We start from the raw sequence: 25,674 nt of genomic DNA on the forward strand, positions 1-25,674 counted from the left end.
CAAGGCAGGATGTGTAACATGCGTGATGCTCAACAGACAGATCAGTTGACCCTGTTTGGTCACTTCTCCTTGACTCAAGGGGAGGACGTGCTCACTCATTTCAGCTACGACAAAGTCAAGGCGCTGCTGGTGTACCTGCTGCTTCATCGCCAGCCCGTCAATCGTGCCGCCCTTGCGGAGCTGCTGTGGCCAGACCAAGGCCTCTCCTCAGGCAGAACCAACCTGCGCCATGCGCTGCACTGCCTGCGCCAATCCATGGGCGAGCATGCCGATCACGTCCTCAACGTGTCGCGGCAGACCATTGCCTTTCATCTGCCGTCCCACTGGCAGGTGGATTTGCATGAGCTGCAGCAACTGCTGGAAGGGCCCAAGGATCTGGAGACGCTGGAAGCGCTGATGGAGTGCTACCAGGGGGATCTGATCGAGGAACTGCAGCTCAGCAACTGCAGCGAGTTCCAGCGCTGGCTGGTGCAAGTGCGCAATGAGTGGCGCCAACGAGTCATCCGTTTTGCCGAACAGGTGCTGGAAGCACACGCCGAAGTGCCGGATGCCATGCTGGAAGGACTGGTCAGCCGCTTTTCAGGCTACGGCCCGTTCCACGAGCGCTGGGTGCGGCAGCTAGCCGAGCAGAACCAGATGGCTGCGGCCCACGAGCAGTACAACAGCTACCTTCAACTGCTGGCGCTCTCCGGACAACAGCCTGAGCCCAGTTTCGTGCAATTGGCCAGTTTCTGGTCGGATGGTCACCACGACCCCCGCGCGATGTCGCCACAAGGGGCCTTTTCGCGCGCGTTGGCTGCGGATAGCAAGCCGCTGCGCGAAGATGAGATCGAGCTGCGTCAGCTTTCGGTGATGGCCATCCGCTTGCGCTTGAAGGGTGACTGGCCGGATCGCGCGGCTACACGCAACTGCTTGGCCCTGCAGCTGGAACTGTTGAGATGGTTGGAGCAGCAGTGCCACCATCTGGGCGGTTTCTGGCTGCCGGGGGCAACGGGGGGCTTGGGTCTGGCCTGCTTCGGTACCCATGGCCCCGCCCATCAACTGGCGGAGCTGGTAGCGCTTTATGAACACTGCCGTCAGGCGCTACCCCAGGAGAGCCGTCGCCACTGGGCCGGGGACGCCGAACCGCCGGTATTCGAACTGGCAGCCGGATTGCACAGCGGGCGCGTGGTCTACTTGCCCGAGCGCCAGCTGGCCGACCCGCTGGGCCAGGTGACGCAAGAGTCTTTGGAGCTGATGAGTGCCGCCGAGGGAAGCGAGCTGGTCATCTCTCAGGAAGCCAGTCAGCACATGCCCCCCGCGCTGGACTTGCAGCCCAGGCTGGTATCGCGTTTGGTGGCCAGCGATGGCCGAGTGCGTTTGCGTGCGCTGGTGCTGGGTCAGAACGAAGGCGGGCGTGACGCTTTGCCGCCGAGCCTGGTGGGAAGGGAAACCTCGCTACGCACCTTGCGCGATGCGCTGGCACGTGCCGGCATCGGTTTGCGGCAAAGCGTGCTGGTGCGTGGTGCCTCGGGCATGGGCAAGTCGGCGCTGATGGTGGGATTCCGGCAGCTGGAGTTGAGTCGCGATGCGGCAATCTGCTGGCTTCCGACCACTCGGCTTTCGGTACTGGACCCTTACGGGGTGGCGCGTTCACTGCTGGCTTGGCACCTTGAGCACCCACCAACGCTCGAGTCGGTGCATGCACTGCAGGCAACGTTGGGGCTCGATACTGCTGACGGTGCGCGTCAACAGCTGCTCGAAGAAGCTCTGGGGGTTCGTGAAGTTCAGGAAATCACCCAGCTGACTCAAAATGGCGAAGCCGTGGAGTTGGTGGTGAAGCTCTTGCACCGGCTGATCGACCATCGTGCCGCGACACAAACGCTGGTGCTGATGATCGATGACCTTCAGTGGCTCGATGAGCCGTCTTTCAAGGTGTTGGCAGGGCTGCAGGCCCGCCTGCCGATCAATACGGCCTTCATGATGGTGGCCAGCCACCATGGCCGCGAACCGCTACCGGTCAAGCTGCACTGGGACCAGCAGATCACCCTGGGCAGGCTGGATGCATTGCAGTCCTCACGGCTGCTGTCGCAGCTTTCTCGTCGTTACCGTATTCATCTGAGCCCACGGCTGCGCAACCAGATCATTGAGCGCTGTGATGGCGTACCGCTTTACATGCAGGAAATTTGTCGACGCCTCGACATGGATCGTCGTGAAGGTCGCAGCGTGCACCTGGACGAGCTGCCCAAGGGGCTACTGGGGCTCCTGGCCAGCCGAATCGATCAGTTGGAAGGTGATCGTGTCATTGCCCATATCGCAGCGGTCTTGGGCAAACGTTTCCGATTGGATTTTCTGACGGAATGCAGTGGTTGGGAAACGCCGCGATTGTGCCAGGCGCTGGAGCACATGCGCGCGTTGGAGATCATCGAACCCATCGACAAGGAGGGCGGTGATCACGAGTACCAGTTCAGCCACCAGCTGCTTCAGGAGGCAGCCTATCTTTCCTGTCCTCGTGATGTCAGGGTCAAGCTGCATCAGCAGGTCGTGACCTTGATCGAAGAGCGTTTTCCGGTATGGATCAGTCGCCATCCGGGAGACTTTGCCACGCATCTGCGGCGCAGCGGCCACTATGCACGTGGGGCCCGCTACTTCGAGCTCTCGGCGCGCGAAGCGCTCAAAGTGAGCGCCAACCGCACGGCGCTGCGCATGGCCGATTTCGGCCTGGCCAGCCTGCGCCACGTAGCCCATGAGGTGGAGCGTGAAGTCAGCCTGCTGACGGTGCGTGGCCAGGCAGCGTTCGCCTTGGAAGGGCACGGTTCGCCTACGGCCCATGAAAGCTTTGTGAGAGCCCGGGAGCTGCTGCGTCAAAGCGGCGGCGACACCCCTGAAGACCCGGAAGACCTCGAGCAGATTTTCCTGGTCAAGTGGGGGCTATGGGTGGGGCGTAGCCAGCGCTATGCCCACGCCGACGCCTTTGCGTTGGCATCGACCCTGGCGGATATTGCCGCTCGGTTGGAAGACCCGCGCTACCGTCGACTGGCAGATTACGCACGAGCGCACTGTGAATACTGGGCGGGGCGCATTCAGCAGGCCCACGACCATCTGGACGAAATCGATCCGCTGAATGCCCCGATGATGATCGAGTGGCTGCCGTTCTCGGACCATCCCCAGGTAACGGCGGCCTGTTTTCAGGGCTGGGCGCTCTGCTTGCGAGGTGATTACCATCGCGCTGAGCGGCATGTCTCGGCGGCCATTCGGCTAGCGGAGCAGATCGGCCATCCCGGCACCCTGGCCATGGCGCTGATGTTTGCAGCAGCGCTGTATCGTCAGTTGGGCCATGTGCATTTGGCGGCCCGGCATGCCGAGCGAGCCGCGGCCATGACAGGAACGCCAGACCTTCAGCTGTGGCAGATTTCCGCTCAGGGAGTGTTGGGTTGGCAGCGTGCGTTGGCGGGGGATCAGGGGGGCTTGGTGCAAATGCGCGACAGCCTGGATCAGATGGCCGAATTGAACGGCCGAGACCGCTTCCAGCGGCCCGTGTTGTGGTACTCCGATGCCTGTATCGAGCTGGGTGAGCTGCACGCAGCCGAAGAGTATCTCGACCAGTGCCTGGTGATTGCCCGTGAGCGCACGACTCTTTTCCTGCCCGAACTGGCCACCCAGCTGGCCCGCGTGCGTGACCTGCTTGGCCACCCTGCCCACGAGGTCAAGGCGTTGGCGGAAATGGCCATTCAGCAATCCCGCGAGCATGGCAACCGCCATCAGGAGTTGGCGGCGCTGGAGCTATGGCTTACGCGTATAGAGCCCAATGACCAGAAAGCGAAAGAGGTGTTTCGTCGACTGTTGGGCGAGGTAAGCCATAGCGATGCGCCGGTGCTGGTGCGCTGGATCAGCCTGCTGGACCGTCGCTTGCCGCACCCGGTGAGCCTGGGAGGCGAGGTCTAACCGGCTGTGGCGGTTTCCCACCAGTAGAGTGTGGCGAGGGCCTCTTCTCGGTCCTCGCCACACACCTCCTTGTCGAAGTCGAACTGGCTGCATACGGCAGGGCGACGGGCATCACCAAAGAGCATGCAGAGATGTTGCTCATTCAACTGAACACAGCGAACGCCTGAGGGCTTGCCGTCTGGCATGCCGGGAATGGGCGAGCTGATGGACGGCGCTATGCAGCAGGCGCCACAGCCCATGCGACAACTGCCCTTTCGGTCACTGGTGATCAGAGTCGTCATGGCGCTGCCTGTGCCGTAGCCCCCTTGTTGATACCTTCGAAGGCTTCCACGTAGGTTTCCTGCTGAGTTTGCTGGGCGATACTGTCGGCCAGCCAACGGGCGATATTTTCCACGGTCGTGGGCGCTGGCAATACGCTGCAGCGGTGAGCGGGCAGGGTGATCGAGAACTCACCCTGTTCGGCTGTGTAGCGACAGGTCAGTGTGGTGGCTGTCTGTTCCGCCACATCGGCCTGTTCCAGCAGGTAGCGGTTATCCAGCCATTCACTCCATTGTGCCTCAAGGGCAGGTTGGCGCTGTTGCTGTTGATAGACATGCAGCCGGGAGCGGTGGCCATGGGCGATACGCTGGCAGTTGCCCAGGTGACGTTTCAGGCCGTGACTGTAACCATAGGATGCGCCTTCGATACGCTCTTCCTGCAGGTTCAGGGTGACACGGGTGACGTTGCGAGGCCGAGCGCGTGTCAGCTCTTCGCTCAGGAGCTGAGTCACCCTGGCCAGCGAGATGTGTTCCCAGGGGAGCAGTGTGAACGCCTGGGCAGGTCCGCGAACTTCCATCGGATAGGGCGTGGCTGTGCGAACGCACAGGCCTTCTGGGCACTCGCTGATGTCTATGCCGGGCGCCTTGGTGGGCACCAGCAGCGTATGATCCAGCCCGTTGTCCAGCGTGCGCTTGATCCAGGGTTTCACTTCACCAAAATCGAACAGCATGCCGTCTTCACCCAGTTCGCCATCCAGATGGGCGTCGACCTGCCAACTGCAGCCGGTCAAGCCGCGCTCAGGGCACCAAAGGGAGACATCGATATGGGTCAGGTGGTGAACGAATAAAGCCATCAATCGAATCCTGCGATCTTGTGGGTTTGCAGCGACAAGCGCCACTGGGGGTGGGTCATGCAATAGGCCGTCGTGGCGGCCACCGTGGCGGCATTGCGCTCAGCGACAGTGGTATGGATCGTGTTGGCATGCTGGGCGACGTGATCCATGGGCTGCAGGTAAAAGTGTCGAAAGTGCAGCGCGGCAAACTGCTCGGGCGGGGCGTCGTGCTGTGGGTACACCAGCTTCAGCTCATCCCCTTGGTGAATGGCCAGCGGGTTGCTGCCCTTGGGGCTGACGCATAGCCAGTCGATTCCGGCGGGCGCGGGCAGCGTGCCGTTGGTTTCCACGGCGACCTCGAACCCTTCGCTGTGCAGCATGGCGATGAGCGGGGTATCGAGCTGCAGTAACGGCTCTCCTCCGGTAAACACCACATAGGGCACCGCGCTGCCTGCGTTGGCTGGCCACAGCTGTTTGATATGCCGTGCCAACTGCTGCGGGCTTTCGAAGCGACCGCCATTGGCGCCATCGGTGCCGATGAAATCGGTATCGCAAAAAGTGCACTTGGCCGTGGCTCGGTCGGCGTCACGCCCCGACCAGAGATTGCAGCCCGCAAAGCGACAGAAAACGCTGGCGCGCCCCGCCTGGGCACCTTCGCCCTGCAGCGTGTAAAACGCTTCTTTGACGTGGTACATCAGCAGTCTCGCTCGGCAAGGGGAGCATACGCGAGCGGGTCGGTGGCCTGATTGGCGGCAAAGGCCGCCAGCCGTTCACGGCAGCTGCCACACTGCCCGCAGGCGAGCTGCTGGCCTTCGTAGCAGGTCCAGGTATGGCGGTAATCCAGGCCCATGGCGAGCCCATCACGCAGGATGTCGGCTTTGCTGGAGGCCAGATAAGGGGCATGGACGGTGACGGGTTCGAAGTTGGCAATCTGCGCCACATCGTTCATGGCTTCGACGAAGGCCGGGCGGCAGTCGGGGTAAAGCACATGATCGCCGCCGTGCGCGCCATAATCCACACGGCTGGCACCTATATTGACTGCCTTGGCAATGGCCAACGACAGCAGAATCATGTTGCGATTGGGCACCACGGTGCTGTGGAGCGAGTCGGCATCGTACTCCCCTTGAGGCATGGTCAACGCAGCGTTGGTCAATGCCGAGTTGTCGATCAGCCCGTGGATGGCGCGAATATCGACGACCTGATGAGGGATGGCCAAGGACTCACATACCTGACGTGCAACGTCCAGTTCACGACGGTGGCGCTGACCGTAATCGAAGGATAGCGCATGGACAGCGAGGCCCTCGCGTAGCGCACGGTGAAGGACGGTATAGGAGTCCATGCCGCCGGAGTAGATGACGACGGTGGATGGCGCCTGGGCGCCGGATGATGCAGTGGATGACATGCTGGGTACTCATGGTCGGAGAATTTATGTCGTGCCTGCCCAAGCAGCAGGGCGGTGTTCCGGGGTCCGGTCCGGAAGGCGGGCAGTTTACGCAATGCCGCTCTTGCTGACCAGTGTTCTGGGTGGTGGCATCCGGTGTGCCAATGGAATTGGCGTGATAAGCTACTCATCTACAGCCGCTAGAGATGGACGCATGGCCACCATAGAACATAGTGAAATCGTTAGAGCCTCCCCGGAGCGCGTATTTGACTTGTTACGCCGAGTGGAAGATTTTGCGGATTATTCGGACCTGATACGCTCGATCGATCGTCTTGGCGAAAACCGCTACCGCTGGCACGTGCGGGCATTGGGCATGGATTGGGCGTTTGACGTGGAGGTAACCGATATCGATCCTCCAACGGTGCTGGCCTGGGAGTCCCTGGAAGGTGTCAAAAACCAGGGGCGCTATCAGCTGCGTGCCGTACCCGAAGGGACTGAGGTGTCGCTGACGCTGAGCTATGACATCCGCAATCGTCTGATGGAAAAAGCGGTGAACAAGGCGGCCAAACCGCTGGTCGGAAAGGTCAGTCGACAAATTCTCGAGCGGGTTGAAGCACGCCTCAATGCGTAAATTATCTCTCTATTCCTGGCGTTGGGCGGCCGCGTTTGCGGTGGCTGCCATGCTGGCCTACATTTGGCTTTGGTACTCTCCGGACCTGATGGCGGTGAAACGCTGGGCCGCGACCATGTCTCATCATCCCGTGGTCGTGGTGACGGTCATGCTGACCATGGCGGTCACCCTGGCGATTGGCTTGCCTGGCAGTATTGGACTGTGGTTGATTGCCCCCTTTTATCCCCCCTTGGTCGCTACGGTGATGTTGACCATCAGCAGTGTCGCGGGTGCCTGGGGAGCCTATCTGCTTGCTGCACGGGTCGGCGAGCGTTGGCAGCCCAAGGGGCTGACCCTCAAGGTCATGGACACGCTGAAAGCGCGTAGCGATCTGCTGACGCAATGTGCCATGCGTGTGTTGCCGGGCTTTCCACATTCAGTGATCAATTTTGCGGCAGGCTTGGGGCATATTGCCCTGGGGCGTTATCTGCTGGCTGCAGCCTTGGGGCTGGCCGTGAAATGGGCTGTCTACAGCAGTGCCATTTACGGTGCGCTGGAAGCCATCGAAGAAGAAGACCCGCTGCAGATGGACGTACTGCTGCCGCTTCTGGCGTTGACGGCCTTGTTGCTGGCGGGTGCCTGGTACCGGCGCCGCCTGGAGGCAGCGCGGGAGCAGGCGTGATGCGAAGGCCTATTCGGCTTTGTGCATCGAGGCATCCAGATGATCGACGACCTCGGCCCAGTCGGCATCTTCTTCCACTGCTTCGCGTAGAAAATCCGCTTGGCCCTCGTTCCAGCAGGGGGCGTCGGCCAAGGGCATCTCTTTGGGCAGCGGGGAGTTGCGTTCGATAAAGCGTTCGATGGAGGCTGAATCCGAGCGCAGCCCCAGTTGCTCAAACAGTTCGCTAAAGTGATGTACCGGTTGATCCATACGTTTCCACCTGTTTCAGAAGGTTATGTTGCACTCCATGTGTTCTGTTTAACCATAGCCATTCTGTGCCGGGATGCCAGTCTGGCTACCGCTCGCCCACTAAGGGAGTGACAAAGCGCGTTGCCCGGTCTTCGTGAGCAAGCGGCTGCGCCAGCAAATGTACCAGCTTGGTGTAAGCCGCCTCGGGCGTCATGGAGCCCCCGGAAAGCACGCCAGCATCCGTCAGGCCATGGCCCGCCGAGTACGCGCCCAGGTGAAGGGTTCCCTGTGGGCACTGGCTGACCGCCGCGATCAGTTTTCCTTCCCCGCTGGCACGCGCCAGTACCGCTAACAGGTCCGGGTCGTCAGGCAGGTTGCCTGCTCCCCAGAGTTGCAACAGTGCTCCCTTGACGCTGTCGTGAGCCAACCAGCTGGAGAGCTGCCAGGCGGCCATGCCTGGCCACAGCGCAATGCGCACTACTTGCCCCTGGGCAAGGCACCTGTAGTCCGGGAGTTCGAAACGGGGGGCGCCGCGCTGATGCATTGCCAGCCCTCGGCTGGGATACAGCACGCAGTCATCGTCTACCCGTTCACCCAGCAGGGGGTAGTTGGGGGAGGCAAACGCGGTCATCGCTTCACAGTGCTGCTTTACCGTTCTGACACCCCGCATCAGGCGTCCGGCAAAGTAGATCGCCACTTCCTGCAGGGCGCTCATGGCCGCGAATTGCAGGGCGCCGCATACGTTGTCCAGAGCATCGCTATTGGCTGCCTCCAGCGGTTGCATGGCCCCCGTCAATACGACCGCCTTGTCCAGCCCCTGAAGCTGATAGGCCAGGCTCGAGGCGCTCCAACTGAGCGTGTCGGTGCCGTGCAGGATGACAAAGCCTCGGTAGGTTGCAAAGCGCTCGGCGATGTCGGCGGCCAGCGTTTGCCACGTCGTGGGCGTGGCGGCACTGGAGTCGATCAAGCGGTCATGGCTGATGATGTCGTAGGCAGGCAATGTCTGCTGGCGAGCGATAGGCAGCTGTTGAAGGGCGTTTTGCAACCTCTCGGCAAAGTTGCCCGCGGGCACCAGACCCTCGGAGGTGGGCTGCATGCCGATCGTACCGCCGGTGTAGATGACCAGTACCCGCTCATGTGGGTAGGGGGTGTCTGTCAAACGAGGAGCGTTACTCATGGCCATGTCCTGGTAAAGGCAAAAAAGAGCTATTGAAGGTAGACGCGCAGCTGACCGCCTTGATCATCCAGCTGCCGATTGCGACCTGCCAGACAGGCAAAGCCGCAACAGACCAGAATCAAGCCGATCAGCAGCCAGGCAATGTGCGCGGTCGAGGCGCCCATCTGCAGCATCACACCCACGCCAAAAGGGCCCAGTGCGGCCAGTGTGTAACCGCCTCCCTGAACCAGTCCGGAAAGCTGTCCAGCCAAGGGTGCGTTGGCGGTGCGGAGTACGAGCAGTGCCAGGGCCAGGCTGAAACTGCCACCCTGACCAAGGCCCAGCAGGACGGCGCCCGGCCAGCGCCAAGCCATCGGGGCAATCAACAGCAGCGCCAAGCCGATGGCCGTGGCGGCCAGTACCATGAGGAGGGAAGGTCGTTGGTCCTTGTGCCGGCGGGCAACCCATGGGGCCGCCAGCGCCGAGGCCAGTTGGCTCATGATGGAGACGGCCATGGTCCAGCCAGCGTCTGCTTCGCTATAGCCACGGTCGATGAGCAGGGTGGGCAGCCAACCAAACACGATGTAAGCCATGGAAGACTGAATGCCCATGAAGAGCATCACATGCCACGTCAAGGGTTGGCGTAGCAAGGCGGCAAGCGGCACTCGGAAGGTGGGCTGAAGCGATGGCGCTGCGACGGGGCGTGGCGCAAAGCCCGACCATAGCAGCCAGGCTGCCAAGGCCAGTAGTGACCAGCTCATCAGGCTGAGTTGCCAACTGCCCAGCCAAGTCAGTAGCGGGACGCTCAGTCCTGCTCCCAAGGCGCCACCAAAGCAGAGCGCCATGGTGTACAGTCCTGTCAGCAGGTCGGCGCTGTGCGGCAGTTCGCGTTTGACCAGGGCGGGAAGCAGTGTGCCCGCTATCCCGATAGCACCGCCTGCCATGGCCGACCCCAGGTACAGCAACCCTGGCCAGGGAGCGCCCCGTACCAGCAGGCCGGTCGCCAACAGCAGCAGTGCGGCACTCAACGCCCGCTCACTGCCCAGGCGTTTGCTGAGCCAGGGTGCCAGCGGTGCGGCAAGACCCAGGCACAGCACGGGCAGCGTGGTCAAAATACCGGCAGCGGTAGGCGACAGCCCCGCGCTTTCCTGCAGCCTGTGCAGCAGGGGGGCCACCGAAGACATGGCCGGGCGTAGATTGAGCCCAACCACGAACATCAAGAGGATGAAGCTGACGGCGCGGCGTGTCACCATGACGAGCGCTTATTTCATGTAAGGACGCAGGTCACCGCGTACGGCATCCAGCAGGGTGATGAAGTGGTAGTCCTGGGGCGTATCGATGGCATCCACACGTACCTGGGTGCGCATGCCTTTGTTGATGTCCAGCTTGTCGTAGATTTCCAGGGTCAGCTTGCGTGCCGGTTTGTCGCCTAATGCAATGGCGCCATCCGCCAAATTGAAGGTTTCCAGCAGTGTTGCTCTGATGCGAGTGCTGTTGCCTTCACTCAGCACGCGACGCACGAACAGCCAGCCTTCACAAGGCAGGGAGGCGTTGTCATCGCATTCACGCAGAAACAGCGTTCGATAGCAGGCGCCTTCGTTCGAGGCTTTTTCAGCCATGCTGCGATAGGCCTGAATGACCTGTGCCGAGGAAGCGCGAGCATCTTCCAGACGCTGTGAGATACCCTGATGCTCGCGGCTCAGCTGCTCCTGACGCTGAAAAGTCAGCCACTGGCGATAATCTGCCATCAGTTGTGAAGACGCCATAGTCACTCCATGAATTGGTTCAGCGAAACGCCGGAATATGCGAGGCGATACCTTCGCACATTCCGGTCGTTGGGGCTAGCGGCGAGCGCGACGGCGGCGCTCGCCGCCGTTGTTGGCTTGCGGGCTCTCGGACGCGCGACGGGCGCGAGGTTGACGCTGGCTGCGGCGGCCATTTTCGATGGGTTCGGGCTTGGCATTGGGGTCAGGCTCGAAGCCGGGCTCGACGTGCTTGGGCAGCGTTTGATTGATCAGCCGCTCGATGTTCTTGAGCAGGCCATGCTCATCGACGCATACCAGTGATACCGCTTCACCGTTGCTGCCCGCGCGGCCTGTGCGCCCGATGCGGTGCACGTAATCTTCGGCGACGTTGGGCAGGTCAAAGTTGACCACGTGGGGAAGTTCGCTGATATCCAGGCCACGTGCGGCAATGTCGGTGGCGACCAGTACCTGCAGGTCACCACTCTTGAAGGCCCCGAGCGCTCGAGTACGCGCGCCCTGGCTCTTGTTGCCATGGATCGCCATGGCCGGAATGTCCTGCTTGGTCAGCTGCTCTGCCAGGCGATTGGCGCCGTGCTTGGTACGCGTGAAGACCAGTACTTGAAACCAGCCATGACGCTGAATCAAATGGGCCAGCAGGTCGCGTTTCTTGTCGCGGTCCACGCGGTAGATGGCCTGCTCGATTTTTTCGGCAGTGGTGTTGCGCGGGGCCACTTCGATCATCGCCGGGTTGTTCAGCAATTGCTGGGCCAGGGCCTGAATCTCGTTGGAGAAGGTGGCCGAGAACAGCAGGTTCTGGCGCTGTTTGGGCACCAGGCGCAGCAGGCGCTTGATGTCGTGGATGAAGCCCATGTCGAGCATACGGTCGGCTTCATCGAGCACCAGTATTTCCACGCCAGACAGATCTACGTGCCCCTGCTGGTGAAGGTCCAGCAGGCGGCCCGGGGTAGCCACCAGTACGTCCAGACCGGCTTTCAGGGCGTCTACCTGGGGCTGTTGGCCGACGCCGCCGAAAATGATGTGCGAGCGCAGTGACAAGTGCTGCCCGTAAGCGGTGACGCTTTCACCAACCTGGGCGGCCAGCTCCCGAGTAGGGGTCAGAACCAGTGCACGGACCTGGCGTTTGCCGGGGCGTTTGCCTTGCATCAGGCGTTGCAGCATGGGCAGCGTGAAGCCTGCGGTTTTGCCGGTGCCCGTCTGGGCGCTGGCCAGCAGGTCTCGGCCTTCTAGTACGACGGGAATGGCCTGGCGTTGAATCGGGGTGGGCTGATGATAGCCCTGCGCGCCAATGGCGCTGAGTAGATCAGGGTGCAGACCAAGGTCAGAAAAGCTCATGCATTCTCCGCAGTCGCCAACCCCTCACTCTCTAAGTGAGGGGTTGGCGTCATGTTCAAGATACGAGGATGTAATTGCGCCATGAAGGCGCATCTAAGAATCAGATCGGGCAGCCACGATGGGCGTTCTAAAGCCACGCAGCCATTGCCCGCAGGGCTGCGTGGAAGTGATGGGGTGCGCTTGCGAAAAGCGCTGGCGCCGAGTGTAACACGAAAGTCTCACTCAGCGCTGTCGATGCGGACGTGAATTAGCCGCCAGTGAAATAGCCATTGCGCCGAATCTGCTCGGCGATTTCCACGCTCAGCAGGTTCCAGCTTTCACCCAGCGCGCGTACCAGGGCAGGGTAGCCATCTTCTTCCAGGGGCGTTTGCGTAGTGAAGCTTTGCAGTGTGACCAGGCTATTGTCTGCGCGGCGCAGCTGCCACTGCCCGCTGGCTACCGCCATGCCATCGTGGCGCCCCTGGAACTGATCAACCTCCACTGAAAGCGTCAAGGCGTCTGGCAGGGCGCCCTCTGAACGCACCACCTGCAGCTGGGGAAGCTGCTGTGCCAACTGCGCTCGCAGGCTACGTTCCAGCTGACGGCCAATGCCCTCGGCCCACTGGTGTTCACGAGCCTGGTTCAACGTGATGTCGTCCAACTGCATGACGATGCCATCCACGTCCAGATAGTGCGCCAAGCGTGGAGCGCGGATGGCCAGCGTGCCCGTGGGCTGGCTAGGGGCGCTGCTGGCCGCGGGGCTGGGCAGCATGTAGCGAGCTGGGGGAGTGACGCTGCTTGCGCACGCGGTCAGGGCCATGCAGGCAGCGGCAATGATCAGCAGTCGTGTAAAAGGTTGAATCATGATCTCTCCTGTCAGCGCGGGGCGCGGGGCGTCGGGTCCTGGGTGTCGAGGTTATCGAACAGCAGGGCGCGAGGATTTTCATTCAGCGTACGCGTAAGCGGCTGCAGGTCTCGCATCAGGCGGTCCAGCCGCTCGATGGCCGTGGTCAGCTCCTGATAGGCGGGCGACGACGGCGATACCCCCTGCAGTGTGCTGCGCAGCTCTTCCAGCGTGCTGTTCAAATTGCCGCCAATCGCGCGAGTATCCGGGTCGCTCAACAGTTCGTTGATCGAACGGCTGACGTCACGCACTTCGTTTAGCACATGCTCTGAGGCTTGCAAATTGCGGTCCAGACCTGCCAGTAGTGGTTCGACCTCGAGTGCGTTGAGCTTTTCCAGCAGATCGGTAATCTGCCCCTGAATCTGGGCAAAGCCACCGGCGACGGTGGGGAATACCGTCCGTTCCGAGAAAGTTTCCGCTATGTATTCATCGGCCAGGTCGCGCTGGAAGTTCAGATCGACGAACAAGGCACCGGTGAGCAGACTGCCGTTTTTCAGCGATGCGCGCAGTCCCAGGCCAAACATCCTGGTGAAGCGATTGTCCCAATCTTCCAGATCGATATCTGAATTCTCGATGCCCAGCCGTTGTGGCTCGATGCGAATCAGTACCGGTATCGCGAACCGCGCTCTGGAATCTGGCTGAGGCGCGGTAAAATTCCAGGGTACCGCTGCCACGGTACCGATGCGCACGCCGCGAAACTCCACTGGCGCTCCGCGGGAAAGACCACGCACCGTGTCGTCGACCAGCAGCACGTATTCCAGGTAGCGGTTGAAGGTACCTTCGCGGGCGTCGTCTTCATCGGCGTAAAGATTGAAGCGCGCGTTATGTTCAACGGGTCGTCCCATGGGCAGATCTTCGGGCACGCCAAAGGTCACACCGCCGCCCAGCAATGCTTCGAGCGATTCGACATTGACCCGAAAGCCATTGGCATCCAGGCGAAAATCGACGCCGCTGGCCGTCCAGAACCGGGTGCTGTCGGTCACCAACTGGGAATAGGGTTCTTCGATGAAAACCTGGTGATACATGGTGCGCGAATCCGCATCGAAGCGGGTGTCTTCGACGCGACCAACCGTGTAGCCCTGATAGGAAACCGGGTCGCCGACGCGCAGGGAGTTGCCCAGTTGGCTGACCAGGCTGATCTGAAGTCCGGCCTGACCTGCCGTGGCCACCGGCGGCACGTCGCTGACGGAGAACTCCCTTCTCGGTTCGTCCGATTGGCCGGGCTCCAATTGAAGGTAGGCTCCGGATAGCACGGTTCCCAGGCCGCTGATGCCTTCGCGGCCAATGCGCGGCTTGACGACCCAGAATCGGCTGTCCTCTCTGAGCATGGCTTCGGCTTCAGGCTGGATTCGGGCGGTCATCACGGCTTGTGAGAGGTCGTCCGACAGGCGCACGCTTTGTACGCGACCAATCTCGACGTTGCGGCTGCGTATCAAGGTGCTGCCTGCCTCGATGCCTTCGGCGTTGCTCATGGTCAACGTGATCAAGGTGCCACGGCTGGTGTAGTTGTCATACACCAGCCACAGGCCAATGATGACGGCCACGAGCGGTACGATCCAGATGGGCGACAGCCGTGTCTGTCGAGAGGCTTTGGCTCGGTGTAGTTCGTTGTCAGTATCGGTGTTGGGGGTTACATCATTAGCCATCAATAGCGTCCTTGGTGGCCGTCGTGCGGCGGGCAGGGCGTGGTGTCGGGGAGTCCCAGATCAAGCGTGAGTCGAACGTCATGGCGGCCAGCATGGTCAGCACGACCACGGCGCCAAAAGCGAGTGCTGCGGGGCCGGGGGTGATCGACATCAGCGAACCGGCACGGATCAGGGCAACGAGAATCGCTACCACGAATACATCCACCATGGACCAGCGGCCAATGAACTCGGTGATGCGATATAGCCGCGTGCGGCTGTTGGCGTTGAGCTCGTCGCTGCGATTGATCATCAGGCATAACCATACCAGCGCGACCAATTTGCCGACAGGCACGATGACACTGGCAATGAAAATCACCGCAGCCACGGGCCATGACCCCATTTGCAGAAGCTGCACGACACCGCCAATGATGGTCGAGGGTGCCGTATGGCCAAGGCTGGTAGTGGTCATGATGGGGTAGACATTGGCAGGAATATACATGATCGCCGCAGCAAAGAGCAGCGCCCAGGTGCGCTGCAAGCTGTACGGAAGCCGTGTGTGCAATTTTTCGTGGCAGCGAACGCACCGTCCATGGCCCTTGTCCAGGCGGTTGACCAGCCCGCAGGTGGGGCAGCCCGTCACGTTCTGGCTCGCCGCCGTGGCACCCGTCAGGGTGCCTTCCGGTGCCAATGGCTCGCCCTCCAATGAAAACCACATCCAGTCCGCGTCGATGGACTGTGTGGTCATCAGTAGCAGGATCGCGAACACACAGAAGGCCCAAAAGGAGATGCCCAGCTCGATCTGTGCCATGCCGGCCACTTTGATCAGGCTGACCAGCGCGCCGATGATGAATACATCGGCCATCATCCAGGGGGTCAGGTGGGCCAGTGAGCGAGCGATATCACGACTCAATGGCAGCGGGCGGGCGCGCAGTAGCCCGAACTGCAGCCAGATGACCCCCGTCAGGTAGACCGCAGGCAGTACCACGATGGTCATGATCACTGCGATGGCCACGACAGGCTGATGAAAATTGATCAGCGCCGTGGCCGTCTGGGTCAGCTCGATGCGGTTGCCGATACCGCCTACGCTGAAGCTGACGAAAGGAAACGAAACGGCCAGGATGAGTGCCACCAGTGAGGCAATGGCCAGTGCCATGCTACGTTGCGCGGGGTAGCGGTGGCGCTTGACCAGCACATGGGAGCATCGTGGGCAGGAGGCCTTCTCACCTGAGCCCAAAGGGGGCAGGGCCGAGACCCAGTCGCACTCATGGCAGGCGCGCAGCCGCCTGCGCTGGACGCGTGCCTCGGGGGGCGTGCAGTCCACGGCGGGGGTATGCATGGAAAGGGTGGGTCGTTTCATGAAAGAGACATCAGGTAATAGCAAACTCTCGATAGTTGGCGCATTTTAAATCAATATAGAGCCGAGACGTGAGTGTCAAATCAGGGACACCTCGCTTCTCTTGAACTCGGTGCTTGACCCCGCCTCCCGGTTCGACAAGGATGCAGCCGCGATAGTGCCTAATACGATGACATTAAGGAACCGAAATGTTGCTTGCCTTTGTAGCAGTGGTGGTAGGGCTCCTCCTGCTGATCTGGAGTGCTGAAAAATTTATCGATGGCGCTGCTGCTACCTCGCGGTGGTTGGGGTTGTCGCCACTGCTGATCGGTATGCTGGTGATCGGATTCGGAACGTCGGCCCCTGAAATGATGGTCTCCGTGCTGGCGGCCATGCAGGGTAATCCCGGGCTGGCGGTTGGCAATGCTTACGGATCCAATATTGCCAACATAGGGCTGGTGCTGGGTTTTGTGGCACTTATAGCGCCGCTGGCGGTGCACTCCAGCGTTATTCGCAAGGAGATGCCGCTATTGGTGGCGGTCATGCTGCTGACCGGTTACATGCTGATGGATGGCTGGATTTCCCGCGGTGAGGCAGTGTTGCTGCTGGCCGCGCTGGGGATCTTCATTACGGTCAGTATCATCCAGTCACGGCGTCATCAGGCGGATGCACTGACCGATGAAGTGACGGAGAGCCTGGACAGCAAGCCGCTGTCACGTGGTATGGCAGTGATGTGGACGCTGGTGGGGTTAGTGCTGTTGGTAGCCAGCTCGCGTCTGTTGGTGTGGGGCGCGGTAGAAATTGCCGTAGGATTTGGTGTCAGCGATCTCATCATCGGTTTGACGGTGGTGGCCGTCGGTACGTCGCTACCCGAGCTTGCCTCGTCCATCAGTGCCTTGAGGCGCAAAGAGCACGATATGGTGCTGGGCAACGTGGTGGGCTCCAATCTGTTCAATAGTTTGGCCGTGGTAGGGTTGGCGGGTGTCATCACGCCTATCGAAGCAGGTCGTGAGGTGCTGGTGCGTGACTGGAGCGTGATGACCTTCATGACGCTGATGATGGTGCTGTTTGCATTCTCCTGGCGTGGCCGTCCGCGGCGGATCAATCGTCTGGAGGGTGGCGTGCTGTTTTCCCTGTTTGTCGCCTACACCGGCTACATGGTCAGTCTGGTGGTGATGACATGACTTTTTTTAATTGAAAAAGAGCAGTTTGCCTGAATGGCATGCGTCAATGCGACACAGCTTTTTGGGCAAACTTGCGCTGTATAACGGGTGTCGAAGCGTTAAAATGCAACACAGCTAAAGAATAAGCTTAGTGCTTATAACTAAAATGCGGTGCCATTAAGGCTCAACTAAGCTTGTGTAACCCATTGATGGGATATTGATCCAGGTCTTAGGAGCGTGTGATGGAACTCGACCCCCTTGTACTATCGCGAATGCAGTTCGCCTTCGTTGTATCGTTTCATGCGATCTTTCCGGTCTTCACCATCGGACTGGCGTCTTACATAGCGCTGCTTCATGGGCTGTTCTTCAAGACCAACAACCCCGCTTGGGACCGCCTGGCACTGTTCTGGACCAAGGTGTTTGCCGTGGTTTTCGGCATGGGCGTAGTCTCCGGGATCGTCATGTCTTTCCAGTTTGGCACCAACTGGAGCAACTTCTCCCAGGCAGCGTCCAACTTCCTCGGGCCGGTGCTCAGCTACGAGGTCGTTACCGCTTTCTTCCTTGAAGCGGCATTCCTCGGTGTCCTGCTCTTTGGCCGAGGCAAGGTGCCACAAGGGGTGCACCTGTTTGCTGCCATCATGGTGGCGATCGGTACGTTCATTTCGTCGTTCTGGATTCTTTCTGCCAACAGCTGGATGCATACGCCGGCAGGGGTAGAGCTCATCGACTATCGGTTCCACGTGGTTTCCTGGACCGAAGCGATATTCAATCCCTCCTTTCCTTACCGCTTCGCGCACATGGCCATGGCATCCTTCCTGACCGGTGGCTTCGTGGTGGCCGGTGTGAGTGCCTGGTTCCTGCTGCGTGGTCGCGACCCGGAAGCCAACCGTCGAGCGCTTTCCATGTGCCTTTGGTTGCTGCTGTTTCTGGCGCCAGCCCAGGCGGTCGTGGGGGACTTCCATGGTTTGAATACTCTGGAGCACCAGCCGGCCAAAGTGGCGGCCATGGAAGGGCATTGGGAAACCTCTGGCAACGTTCCGTTGCTGCTGTTCGCCATCCCGGACCAGGAAGCCCAAACCAATCGCTTTGAAATCGGCATTCCCAATCTTGCCAGCCTCATCCTGACCCACTCTACGGATGGGGTTATTCAGGGGCTGAATGAATTTGCTCCTGAAGAGCAGCCACCGGTCTGGATCGTCTTCTGGGCGTTCCGCGTGATGGTGGGGATAGGTCTGTTGATGATTGCCACCGCCCTGACAGGACTGTTGCTGCGTCGCAAAGGCAAATTCCATCAGCACACCGGGTTCCTCAAGACGCTGGTGTACATGATCCCCATGCCGTTCGTCGCCGTGCTGGCAGGTTGGATCGTGACCGAGTCAGGACGTGCCCCATGGCTGGTATACGGCATGATGACCCATGCGGAAGGCGTTACGCCTTCGCTGACCGGCCCCATGGCGCTGTTTACGCTGGTGGGCTACGTGCTGGTGTACGCGGTGGTGTTCTATGCCGGTATCTACTATCTGACCCGCGTGGTGCGTAACGGCATGCTGCCCAAGGAAGAGCGTGAAACGGCAGGCGACAATTTCAGACGCCCCATGCGTCCACTGTCGGCCACGGAAACTCCCTTTGATGACGATGTCGACCCGGTGAGGAACTGAGACATGGAAATGTTTGATCTGACGATAATCTGGGCAGGCATCATCGGGTTCGGGTTGATGATGTACGTGCTGATGGACGGTTTCGATCTGGGGCTTGGGATTCTGTATCCCTTCGCCCCGGACGAAGACGCCCGAGATGTGATGATGAACTCCGTGGCGCCGGTCTGGGACGGCAACGAGACGTGGCTGGTGCTGGCGGGTGCCGGTTTGCTCGGAGCTTTCCCGCTGGTCTATTCGGTCTTCCTGCCCGCACTCTATATTGGCGTGTTCTTGATGCTGGCGGGGCTTATTTTCCGGGGGGTGGCCTTCGAGTTCCGCTTCAAGTCCCGGCGCAATCGTCGCTGGTGGAACCGCGCCTTCTGCTGGGGCTCCGGCGTGGCCGCTTTCGCTCAAGGGGCGGTGGTCGGTGCTTACATTCAAGGATTTCATGTCGAAAACTTTGCCTTTGCAGGTGGCGCTTTCGATTGGCTGACGCCATTCTCGGTACTGACCGGCTTCGGCCTGATGGCAGGTTATGCGTTGCTGGGAGCCACCTGGCTGATCTTGAAATCCGAGGGCCATATTCAGGAGTGGGCCTACAAGATCACGCCGCTGCTGTTGGCGCTGGTACTGGGCGTCTTCGGTATCATCAGCATCTGGACTCCGTTCGTGAATCCGGTGGTCTGGGAGCGCTGGTTCGGTCATTTGCAGCTGATCTGGGTGTTCCCGGCATTGGCGCTGCTGTCGGCCTTCATGGTGTATCGCTCCGTGAAACGTCGTGACGAGGGCATTCCCTTCGTGGCCACCATCGGCATCTACGTGTTCACCTACCTGGGGCTGATCGTCAGCAAGTGGCCGATCATCGTGCCCCCCAACTACACGCTGTGGGATGCCGCCTCCGCCCCTGAATCTCAGCTGTTCCTGCTGATCGGTGTGCTGTTCGTCATTCCGATCATCCTGACCTACACCGCCTGGACCTACTGGGTCTTCCGCGGCAAGGTGCGCGTCGGCGAAGGGTACCACTGATTCATGGCCCCTCCTGCGGCCCAGTCGAATTCGTTGACGCCGCGCCGTTGGCTGAGCACGCTGGCTCGTCGTGAGCGTGCTCGGCTGGCGCTGGCGGCGTGCTTCGGCGTGCTGTCCGGCGCTCAGACGATCTTGCTGGTGGTCGGGTTGGCGTGGTCGATCGAGCAACTGGTCGTGCATGGCCGCTCACCTGTCACGCTGGTGCCCGTGCTGCTCGGCCTGGTGGTCGCCGTGGCGTTGCGCTCACTGTTTCTTGCCCTGCAAGAGTCGTTCAGTGCAACTGCCAGCTTGCGCATCCGTCAGTACGCTCGGGAGCAGGTCTTGAACAAGATCGCCGCGCTAGGCCCGGTCTGGATGACGCGGCAGCAGAGCGGGGCCCTGGCGACCCAGTCGGTCGAGCACATCGAAGCCCTCGATGGCTACTTTGCGCGCTTTCTACCGCAAATGCGCATCGTGCTTTTGCTGCCACTGCTGATTGCCGCCGTGGTGGGTTGGCTCGATTATCTGGTAGCCATCTTCTTGCTGCTCTCTGCGCCATTGATTCCGCTGTTCATGGCCTTGGTAGGCATGGGGGCAGAGCGTCTCAACAAGGAGCAGTTTGCTTCCGTTGCCAGGCTCTCGGCGCATTTCGTCGACCGCGTGCGCGGCATGACGACGCTGCAGCTATTTGGTCATACGCGTGCTGCCCAGCAGGACGTCTGGTATGCCACCGACCAGTATCGCCGCCTGAGCATGCGCACTCTCAGGCTGGCATTTCTCTCGTCAGCGGTATTGGAATTTTTTGCCTCGGTGGCCATCGCCGTCGTCGCCATGTACGTGGGGTTTGGTCTGTTGGGCTATATCGATTACGGTCCTTCCCCCTCGCTGACCCTGTTCAGTGGTCTGGCGGTGTTACTACTGGCTCCGGAGTTCTTCCAACCTTTGCGTACCCTCTCGCAGCATTATCACGACCGTGCTGCGGCGCTGGGGGCGGCAGAGAGTATCGTGACCATCCTCAATGAGCCTGACGTGGTGCCGACCCGGTTTGACGCCCCCGTCGAACCAGATGCATCGATTGAATTGGTGGATGTCGAGGTGGGCTATGGACGGCACTCGGCGGTCTTGACGGGCGTCTCGGCCACGATACGTCAGGCAGATGTGGTGGTCATTACCGGAGAGTCAGGCAGTGGCAAATCTTCCTTGCTGGCGCTGATGGCCGGTTTCATGGCGCCTCTGCGTGGCGCTTGCAGAGTCCGCCAGGGCGAGCAAGTGGCGTGGCTGGATCAATCACCCTGCATCATTCAAGGCTCGTTGGCCGATAACCTGCGCCTGGCGGCGCCTGATGCGACACCGGCTGCCATGCAGGAGGCCCTGGAAAACGCAGGCCTGGGTGAACTGTTGGCTGCCTTGCCCCATGGCCTGGAGACGGTGGTAGGGGAGCGCGGGGTCGGCTTGTCGGGAGGTCAGGCGCAGCGCTTGACCCTGGCTCGAGTATTTCTCAGTCAGGCACCGCTGGTGTTGTTGGATGAGCCCACGGCCAGCCTTGATTCGGCGACGGAAAAGAGCGTGATCGACGCACTGCTGGCCTGGTCGGCGGAAGGGCGAACGTTGGTCATGGCAACACATCACCCTGCGGTGATGGCCGTTGCCACTCGCCACTGGGTGTGTCGAGACGGCCAGCTTCACGAGGTGGCGCCATGAAATTTCTGCACAATGACCTGAGCCCATGGCTGGCGCTCATGTTAAGGCGCAGGCAGCGCTTCCTCGTGGGTGCGCTGCTGGTATGGGTAACGTTGCTGGCGGGCCTTGCGCTGCTGGGTTTGTCCGGCTGGTTCATTGCGGCGTGTGCCCTGGCGGGCATTGCGCTGGCGGCTGGGTTGCCGTCATCACTGGATATTTATGTGCCCGGCGGCGGCATTCGTTTTTTTGCCTTGCTGCGCACCGTCGCTCGATACACCGAGCGGCTCTACAACCACAATACCGTGCTGACGCTGCTGGCGGATTTACGCTATCGCGTCTTCGGTGACTTGACGCGCCTGGATGACGCATCGTTGCGGCGTCGGCGAGTCGGTGAGTGGTTGAGTCGCCTGACGGCGGATATCGATGCCCTGGATAGCCTGTATCTACGCCTGCTGGTGCCGCCAGTAGTGGCCTTGTTGAGTGTCTGGATCATTGCAGGTTTCATCGCTATCTGGTTGCCGCTGGTGGGAGCCTTCGTGGTCAGTGTATTGACGCTGCTGTGGCTGGTCATCACCCTGGGCTTTGCCAGGCTGGGTTTCACCAACAGCCATCGGCAAGTGGATGATCAGGAGGAGCTTCGGCGGCTGGTGTTGGATCAGGTACAGGCGTCCGCTGAGCTGATGAGCTACCGAACCAGTGACTGGTACCGCAGGAAAATACGAGCCCACGAACAGCAAGCGCTGGATAACCAGCGTCAGCTGGCCGTGAAGGCTGCGCTAGGAAATGCGCTACTGATGGCGGTAACGGGGCTGTTGATCATCGGTGTGCTCTGGCTGGGTAGTCTGGCACTGGCCGAGCAGCGCGTGGTGGGCCCCATCATGGTCATGGCCGTGATTGCCGTGTTTGGTATCAATGAAGTGCTGGCCAGCCTGCCTGCCGCTTTTGTGCGGTTTGGCGCCAGCCACGGGGCGGCCCAGCGGCTGAATGCTCTGCAGGCGACACAAGGGCAAACGCGTGTGGGCTCGCTTCCGGATGACGATGGTGGCCATGCCCTGCAACTGCGTGAGGTCATGTTCCGTTATCCGGATGCGGCGGGCTGGGCGATATGCCAGGTTTCCCTGACCCTGCCCGCCGGTCAACGCGGTGCCATCATGGGTATTTCGGGTTCGGGCAAATCGACGCTGGCCAATTTGATCATGGGCCGCATCTCTCCCACTGAAGGGGACGTGTGGGTGGCGGAGCATGCACCCTCGGCCGTTACCCTCGAAAGTAGCGCAGCACATATGGGGTACCTCCCCCAGCAAATAGACCTGTTCGATGGCTCGCTGGCCGATAACCTGCGGATCGCCAAGCCTGACGCGACAGACGAAGAGCTTTGGCAGGTGCTTGCCCAGGTCGCTCTCTCGGACTGGGCGAAACGCCAGCCTCGTCAGTTGGCGACTCAGGTGGGAGAAAGAGGGCAGCAGCTTTCAGGCGGGCAGGCGCGCAGAGTGGCGTTGGCGAGGTTGTTCTTACGCTCGCCCTCGGTGGTATTGCTGGATGAGCCCTTCGCGGGAGTGGATGCGGCAACCGCCCGGCACGTGGCGGCCTCGCTGGACGCCTGGTTGGTAGGCCGTACGGCGATTTTCTTTGTTCATCAAGTGGATGATGCGGCCCTGGTGCCGGGTTTGGCTCATCAATGGTGGCTTGATGGTGGTAAGTTAATTCACGATACTTCACTTTGATATTCACCGAATCGGCAAGTAGGCGGCGACCATGAACGACTTTTTACGACACCTTCCCAAGGCTGAGCTTCACTTGCATATCGAAGGTTCTCTCGAGCCGGAATTGATGTTCCAACTGGCGGAGCGTAACGGCATCGAACTCCCCTATGCCACGGTCGAAGAGGCCAAGGCAGCTTACGATTTCAAAGACCTGCAAGGGTTTCTGAATCTTTATTACCAGGGCATGAACGTCTTGCGCAGCGAACAGGACTTCTATGACCTGGCCATGGATTATTTCAAGCGTGCCCGCTCGGAAGGCGTGCTGCATATCGATATGCACTTCGATCCCCAGGCTCACCTGCAGCGTGGAGTGCCTCTGGAGGTGGTCATGGCGGGACTGCTCAGGGCCAAGCAGGAGGCCGAGAGTCAGCTGGATCTTTCAGTAGGCATGATCATGGCCTTCCTGAGAGATCGGCCAGCCGACGAGGCACTTCACGTTCTCGAGCAGGCGGCACCCTACTGGAAAATGCTGGATGCCATTGGCTTGGACAGCGCCGAGCGTGACAACCCGCCCGAGAAGTTTCAGGCCCTGTTTGCGCGCGCCAAAGAGCTTGGGCTGGTGCGTGTGGCCCATGCGGGCGAGGAGGGGCCTGCCGCTTACATTACGCAAGCCCTGGACCTGTTGGACGTTCAGCGCATCGACCACGGCGTGCGCTGTCTCGAAAGCGAAGACGTCGTGCAGCGCCTCAAGGAGTCTCAAACGGTACTGACCGTGTGCCCGCTCTCCAATGTCAGCTTGAAAGTGGTCGATCAATTGGATCAGCATCCGCTACCGGCGTTGTTGGAAGCGGGGCTGAAGGTCACTATAAGCTCTGACGATCCTGCTTATTTTGGTGGTGGGCTGCTCGAAAATCATATCGCCTGTGCCGATGCCTTTGGCTGGGGAGAAGATACCTTCAAATGGCTGAACCGCAATGCCATGGAAGAAGCCTTCGTCAGCGACGCGCGACGCGCCGAACTGCTGAAGCGCCTGGAGGCAGCCTGACATAGCCTGCCGCCGCCCCTATGGGCGGCGGCATAGTGCATCAGGGTAGAGCGGGCACCTCGAAATCGGGCATTTCACCTGTCAGGGAGTGCAGAAACGCCGTGATGTTATCGATGGTGGGTTCGTCAAACTCACGTCCCAGCATTTCCTGGCCCATGATGGCCACCGCTTCTTCAAGCGTTTCGGTGGCACCATTGTTCATGTACGGGTAAGTGACGCCGACATTGCGCAAGGTGGGAGTGCGGAAGCGGTACTGGTCTCTTTCCTCGCCAGTCACCACGTAGCGACCCAAATCTTTCGAGCCCGGCACCTGAATGGCGTGGAACTGGCTATCGGTAAAGTTGGCGCCGCGATGGCAGGCGATACAGCCATTATCCACGAAAGCTACCATGCCCTCTTTTGCCTGATCGCTGATGGCGTCCATATCACCCCGCAAATAACGATCGAAAGGTGCATTGGGCGTGTTGAGCGTTCTCTGGAAGGCGGCCAGTGCCTTGGCCAGGTTCTCGGCATTGATGGGGTCATCCTGGTCGGGGTACGCTTCCGTGAAGCGCTCCTGGTAGAGCTCGAACTCTGCCAACCTGTCCAGGGCGTGTTCCAGCTGCATGGCCATCTCGACATCGGCTTCGATGGGGCCCAGCGCTTGACCCTCCAAATCCGGCTCCCGTCCATCCCAGAATTGCGATCCCAGGAAACCACTGTTGAGTACGGTGGGTGTGTTGCGTTCGCCAACCTGACCGTTATGGCCCACGGCTCTAGGAATGCGATCCGACCAGCCGAGCGCCGGGTTATGGCAAGTGGCACAGCTGATGACACCGCTGGCGGAGATCCTGGGCTCGAAAAACAGCATGTTGCCCAGCATCACCTTTTCATCGGTCTGTGAATTGTGGGCAGGTAAAGGTGGTAAGTGGGGCAGCGGTTCGAACCTGTCGCGGTAGCTACCGAGTTCGTCGTCTGCCCACAGTGCAGTCGTGCCTAATAGCGCGACACTCGCAAGTCCGATGGCAATACGTGATGTTGTCATGGTTTCCCCCTCCTGTTTGACCGGTCTGGTGTGCACCGTTCTTTTCAGCGGTGCTTCAACAAGTCTAAAAAAGCGGGGAAGGGCGGGGCTTGCCTCAGGTCAACTTTCCGGCCATTGGTGACCCGCAGGTGCTTGAACGGTGAATGAGAAAAAAGCTTGACGATCAAAAAGAATTGGGTAGAATACGCCCCACATCGAACGGCAACGCCGATAGATGGCTCTTTAACAATTTGATCAGGTAATTCATGTGGGCGCTTGCCGATGAGGGTGAATCATCACCTAATATCAAGGCAAGCGAACATCAAGATACTCTTCGGAGTATCGCAGTGAATTCGTTTGAACCTTGAGCCAAGTTTGATCCGCTTTTGTTGCCTTCGGGCAGCGAGTAAGGATCGCATTGATCTTAA

Annotated in this window: 22 protein-coding genes; 9 read left to right on the forward strand and 13 right to left on the reverse strand. The window is 60.4% G+C overall.

Annotated elements, in window-relative coordinates; genetic code table 11:
• Positions 1-18 precede the first annotated feature (18 nt).
• Positions 19-3,924: an AAA family ATPase gene (locus tag IE061_RS14495; RefSeq protein ID WP_193461908.1), complete on the forward strand. Its 3,906-nt coding sequence runs from the start codon at positions 19-21 to the stop codon at positions 3,922-3,924.
• Here the strand turns inward: IE061_RS14495 and IE061_RS14500 are convergent.
• Genes IE061_RS14500 through queC form a run of 4 tightly spaced genes read right to left on the reverse strand, consistent with a single transcriptional unit; the run spans position 3,921 to position 6,416 of the window.
• A complete protein-coding gene (locus IE061_RS14500) occupies positions 3,921-4,205 on the reverse strand; it encodes a YkgJ family cysteine cluster protein (protein ID WP_052196469.1) in 285 nt (94 codons plus the stop codon). The genes IE061_RS14495 and IE061_RS14500 overlap by 4 nt on opposite strands.
• Positions 4,202-5,035, reverse strand: a complete 834-nt coding sequence (locus IE061_RS14505) for a 6-carboxytetrahydropterin synthase (RefSeq protein WP_039182156.1) — start codon at positions 5,033-5,035, stop codon at positions 4,202-4,204. Before IE061_RS14505 ends, IE061_RS14500 begins: the two co-directional genes overlap by 4 nt.
• The gene (queE, locus tag IE061_RS14510) at positions 5,035-5,709 is read right to left on the reverse strand and encodes a 7-carboxy-7-deazaguanine synthase (RefSeq protein WP_193461909.1); all 675 of its coding nucleotides are present in this window, start codon (positions 5,707-5,709) and stop codon (positions 5,035-5,037) included. The genes IE061_RS14505 and queE overlap by 1 nt, the downstream gene beginning before the upstream one ends.
• Positions 5,709-6,416 carry a 7-cyano-7-deazaguanine synthase QueC gene (gene queC, locus IE061_RS14515; RefSeq protein ID WP_039182152.1) on the reverse strand — a complete coding sequence of 236 codons (708 nt, stop codon included), beginning with the start codon at positions 6,414-6,416 and terminating at the stop codon, positions 5,709-5,711. The genes queE and queC overlap by 1 nt, the downstream gene beginning before the upstream one ends.
• A gap of 193 nt (positions 6,417-6,609) precedes the next feature.
• Here queC and IE061_RS14520 point away from each other — a divergent pair, with 193 nt between their 5' ends.
• Complete coding sequence (locus IE061_RS14520; RefSeq protein ID WP_193461910.1) at positions 6,610-7,026, forward strand: SRPBCC family protein; 417 nt, start codon at positions 6,610-6,612, stop codon at positions 7,024-7,026.
• On the forward strand, positions 7,019-7,687 hold the full coding sequence (locus IE061_RS14525; protein WP_096922902.1) for a VTT domain-containing protein: 669 nt from the start codon (positions 7,019-7,021) through the stop codon (positions 7,685-7,687). The genes IE061_RS14520 and IE061_RS14525 overlap by 8 nt, the downstream gene beginning before the upstream one ends.
• Positions 7,688-7,696: 9 nt before the next feature.
• On the opposite strand, the gene IE061_RS14530 is transcribed toward IE061_RS14525, so the two are convergent.
• The 8 genes from IE061_RS14530 to IE061_RS14565 form a co-directional block, all read right to left on the reverse strand.
• The gene (locus IE061_RS14530) at positions 7,697-7,936 is read right to left on the reverse strand and encodes a DUF2789 domain-containing protein (RefSeq protein WP_039182146.1); all 240 of its coding nucleotides are present in this window, start codon (positions 7,934-7,936) and stop codon (positions 7,697-7,699) included.
• An 85-nt stretch (positions 7,937-8,021) separates the two neighbouring features.
• Positions 8,022-9,092, reverse strand: a complete 1,071-nt coding sequence (locus IE061_RS14535; RefSeq protein ID WP_144983322.1) for an asparaginase — start codon at positions 9,090-9,092, stop codon at positions 8,022-8,024.
• A gap of 29 nt (positions 9,093-9,121) precedes the next feature.
• The gene (locus IE061_RS14540; RefSeq protein WP_193461911.1) at positions 9,122-10,324 is read right to left on the reverse strand and encodes an MFS transporter; all 1,203 of its coding nucleotides are present in this window, start codon (positions 10,322-10,324) and stop codon (positions 9,122-9,124) included.
• A 9-nt stretch (positions 10,325-10,333) separates the two neighbouring features.
• The gene (locus IE061_RS14545) at positions 10,334-10,837 is read right to left on the reverse strand and encodes a hypothetical protein (protein WP_039182141.1); all 504 of its coding nucleotides are present in this window, start codon (positions 10,835-10,837) and stop codon (positions 10,334-10,336) included.
• Positions 10,838-10,912: 75 nt separating this feature from the next.
• A complete protein-coding gene (locus IE061_RS14550; RefSeq protein ID WP_039182139.1) occupies positions 10,913-12,169 on the reverse strand; it encodes a DEAD/DEAH box helicase in 1,257 nt (418 codons plus the stop codon).
• Positions 12,170-12,416: 247 nt separating this feature from the next.
• Positions 12,417-13,013 (reverse strand): PqiC family protein, encoded by a 597-nt coding sequence (locus tag IE061_RS14555; RefSeq protein ID WP_193461912.1) that lies wholly within the window; start codon positions 13,011-13,013, stop codon positions 12,417-12,419.
• Positions 13,014-13,024: 11 nt separating this feature from the next.
• Positions 13,025-14,698, reverse strand: coding sequence for an intermembrane transport protein PqiB (gene pqiB / locus IE061_RS14560; RefSeq protein WP_039182135.1), 1,674 nt, complete (start codon positions 14,696-14,698; stop codon positions 13,025-13,027).
• A complete protein-coding gene (locus IE061_RS14565) occupies positions 14,691-16,034 on the reverse strand; it encodes a paraquat-inducible protein A (RefSeq protein ID WP_189464035.1) in 1,344 nt (447 codons plus the stop codon). The genes pqiB and IE061_RS14565 overlap by 8 nt, the downstream gene beginning before the upstream one ends.
• A 185-nt stretch (positions 16,035-16,219) precedes the next feature.
• On the opposite strand from IE061_RS14565, the gene IE061_RS14570 reads away from it, so the two are divergent.
• The 6 genes from IE061_RS14570 (at position 16,220) to IE061_RS14595 (ending at position 24,243) form a co-directional block, all read left to right on the forward strand.
• Positions 16,220-17,194, forward strand: coding sequence for a calcium/sodium antiporter (locus tag IE061_RS14570; protein ID WP_189464034.1), 975 nt, complete (start codon positions 16,220-16,222; stop codon positions 17,192-17,194).
• 221 nt (positions 17,195-17,415) lie between these two features.
• Positions 17,416-18,831, forward strand: coding sequence for a cytochrome ubiquinol oxidase subunit I (locus tag IE061_RS14575; RefSeq protein WP_039182128.1), 1,416 nt, complete (start codon positions 17,416-17,418; stop codon positions 18,829-18,831).
• 3 nt (positions 18,832-18,834) lie between these two features.
• Positions 18,835-19,836: a cytochrome d ubiquinol oxidase subunit II gene (gene cydB, locus IE061_RS14580; RefSeq protein ID WP_039182126.1), complete on the forward strand. Its 1,002-nt coding sequence runs from the start codon at positions 18,835-18,837 to the stop codon at positions 19,834-19,836.
• Between the two features lie 3 nt (positions 19,837-19,839).
• Positions 19,840-21,516: a thiol reductant ABC exporter subunit CydD gene (cydD, locus tag IE061_RS14585; protein WP_193461913.1), complete on the forward strand. Its 1,677-nt coding sequence runs from the start codon at positions 19,840-19,842 to the stop codon at positions 21,514-21,516.
• Entirely contained in the window at positions 21,513-23,219 is a 1,707-nt protein-coding gene (cydC, locus tag IE061_RS14590; protein ID WP_039182121.1) for a thiol reductant ABC exporter subunit CydC, read from the forward strand. The genes cydD and cydC overlap by 4 nt, the downstream gene beginning before the upstream one ends.
• Before the next feature lie 31 nt (positions 23,220-23,250).
• Positions 23,251-24,243, forward strand: a complete 993-nt coding sequence (locus IE061_RS14595; RefSeq protein ID WP_039182118.1) for an adenosine deaminase — start codon at positions 23,251-23,253, stop codon at positions 24,241-24,243.
• Positions 24,244-24,283: 40 nt separating this feature from the next.
• Here the strand turns inward: IE061_RS14595 and IE061_RS14600 are convergent, their stop codons facing one another.
• On the reverse strand, positions 24,284-25,267 hold the full coding sequence (locus tag IE061_RS14600; protein ID WP_096922911.1) for a cytochrome-c peroxidase: 984 nt from the start codon (positions 25,265-25,267) through the stop codon (positions 24,284-24,286).
• Between the last annotated feature and the right edge of the window lie 407 nt (positions 25,268-25,674).

Origin of the sequence: Vreelandella hamiltonii, from assembly GCF_014651795.1 — a bacterium.
GTDB lineage: Bacteria > Pseudomonadota > Gammaproteobacteria > Pseudomonadales > Halomonadaceae > Vreelandella > Vreelandella hamiltonii.

Excerpts from the sequence above, each read along its gene's own strand:
- IE061_RS14575 (WP_039182128.1), top strand. The coding sequence starts at position 17,416 with ATGGAACTCGACCCCCTTGTACTATCGCGAATGCAGTTCGCCTTCGTT.
- IE061_RS14565 (WP_189464035.1), bottom strand. The coding sequence starts at position 16,034 with ATGAAACGACCCACCCTTTCCATGCATACCCCCGCCGTGGACTGCACG.
- cydC (WP_039182121.1), top strand. The coding sequence starts at position 21,513 with ATGAAATTTCTGCACAATGACCTGAGCCCATGGCTGGCGCTCATGTTA.
- IE061_RS14540 (WP_193461911.1), bottom strand. The coding sequence starts at position 10,324 with ATGGTGACACGCCGCGCCGTCAGCTTCATCCTCTTGATGTTCGTGGTT.
- IE061_RS14600 (WP_096922911.1), bottom strand. The coding sequence starts at position 25,267 with ATGACAACATCACGTATTGCCATCGGACTTGCGAGTGTCGCGCTATTA.
- IE061_RS14550 (WP_039182139.1), bottom strand. The coding sequence starts at position 12,169 with ATGAGCTTTTCTGACCTTGGTCTGCACCCTGATCTACTCAGCGCCATT.
- IE061_RS14525 (WP_096922902.1), top strand. The coding sequence starts at position 7,019 with ATGCGTAAATTATCTCTCTATTCCTGGCGTTGGGCGGCCGCGTTTGCG.
- IE061_RS14595 (WP_039182118.1), top strand. The coding sequence starts at position 23,251 with ATGAACGACTTTTTACGACACCTTCCCAAGGCTGAGCTTCACTTGCAT.
- queC (WP_039182152.1), bottom strand. The coding sequence starts at position 6,416 with ATGTCATCCACTGCATCATCCGGCGCCCAGGCGCCATCCACCGTCGTC.
- queE (WP_193461909.1), bottom strand. The coding sequence starts at position 5,709 with ATGTACCACGTCAAAGAAGCGTTTTACACGCTGCAGGGCGAAGGTGCC.
- cydD (WP_193461913.1), top strand. The coding sequence starts at position 19,840 with ATGGCCCCTCCTGCGGCCCAGTCGAATTCGTTGACGCCGCGCCGTTGG.
- IE061_RS14530 (WP_039182146.1), bottom strand. The coding sequence starts at position 7,936 with ATGGATCAACCGGTACATCACTTTAGCGAACTGTTTGAGCAACTGGGG.
- IE061_RS14520 (WP_193461910.1), top strand. The coding sequence starts at position 6,610 with ATGGCCACCATAGAACATAGTGAAATCGTTAGAGCCTCCCCGGAGCGC.
- pqiB (WP_039182135.1), bottom strand. The coding sequence starts at position 14,698 with ATGGCTAATGATGTAACCCCCAACACCGATACTGACAACGAACTACAC.
- IE061_RS14505 (WP_039182156.1), bottom strand. The coding sequence starts at position 5,035 with ATGGCTTTATTCGTTCACCACCTGACCCATATCGATGTCTCCCTTTGG.
- cydB (WP_039182126.1), top strand. The coding sequence starts at position 18,835 with ATGGAAATGTTTGATCTGACGATAATCTGGGCAGGCATCATCGGGTTC.
- IE061_RS14535 (WP_144983322.1), bottom strand. The coding sequence starts at position 9,092 with ATGAGTAACGCTCCTCGTTTGACAGACACCCCCTACCCACATGAGCGG.
- IE061_RS14555 (WP_193461912.1), bottom strand. The coding sequence starts at position 13,013 with ATGATTCAACCTTTTACACGACTGCTGATCATTGCCGCTGCCTGCATG.
- IE061_RS14495 (WP_193461908.1), top strand. The coding sequence starts at position 19 with ATGCGTGATGCTCAACAGACAGATCAGTTGACCCTGTTTGGTCACTTC.
- IE061_RS14500 (WP_052196469.1), bottom strand. The coding sequence starts at position 4,205 with ATGACGACTCTGATCACCAGTGACCGAAAGGGCAGTTGTCGCATGGGC.
- IE061_RS14545 (WP_039182141.1), bottom strand. The coding sequence starts at position 10,837 with ATGGCGTCTTCACAACTGATGGCAGATTATCGCCAGTGGCTGACTTTT.
- IE061_RS14570 (WP_189464034.1), top strand. The coding sequence starts at position 16,220 with ATGTTGCTTGCCTTTGTAGCAGTGGTGGTAGGGCTCCTCCTGCTGATC.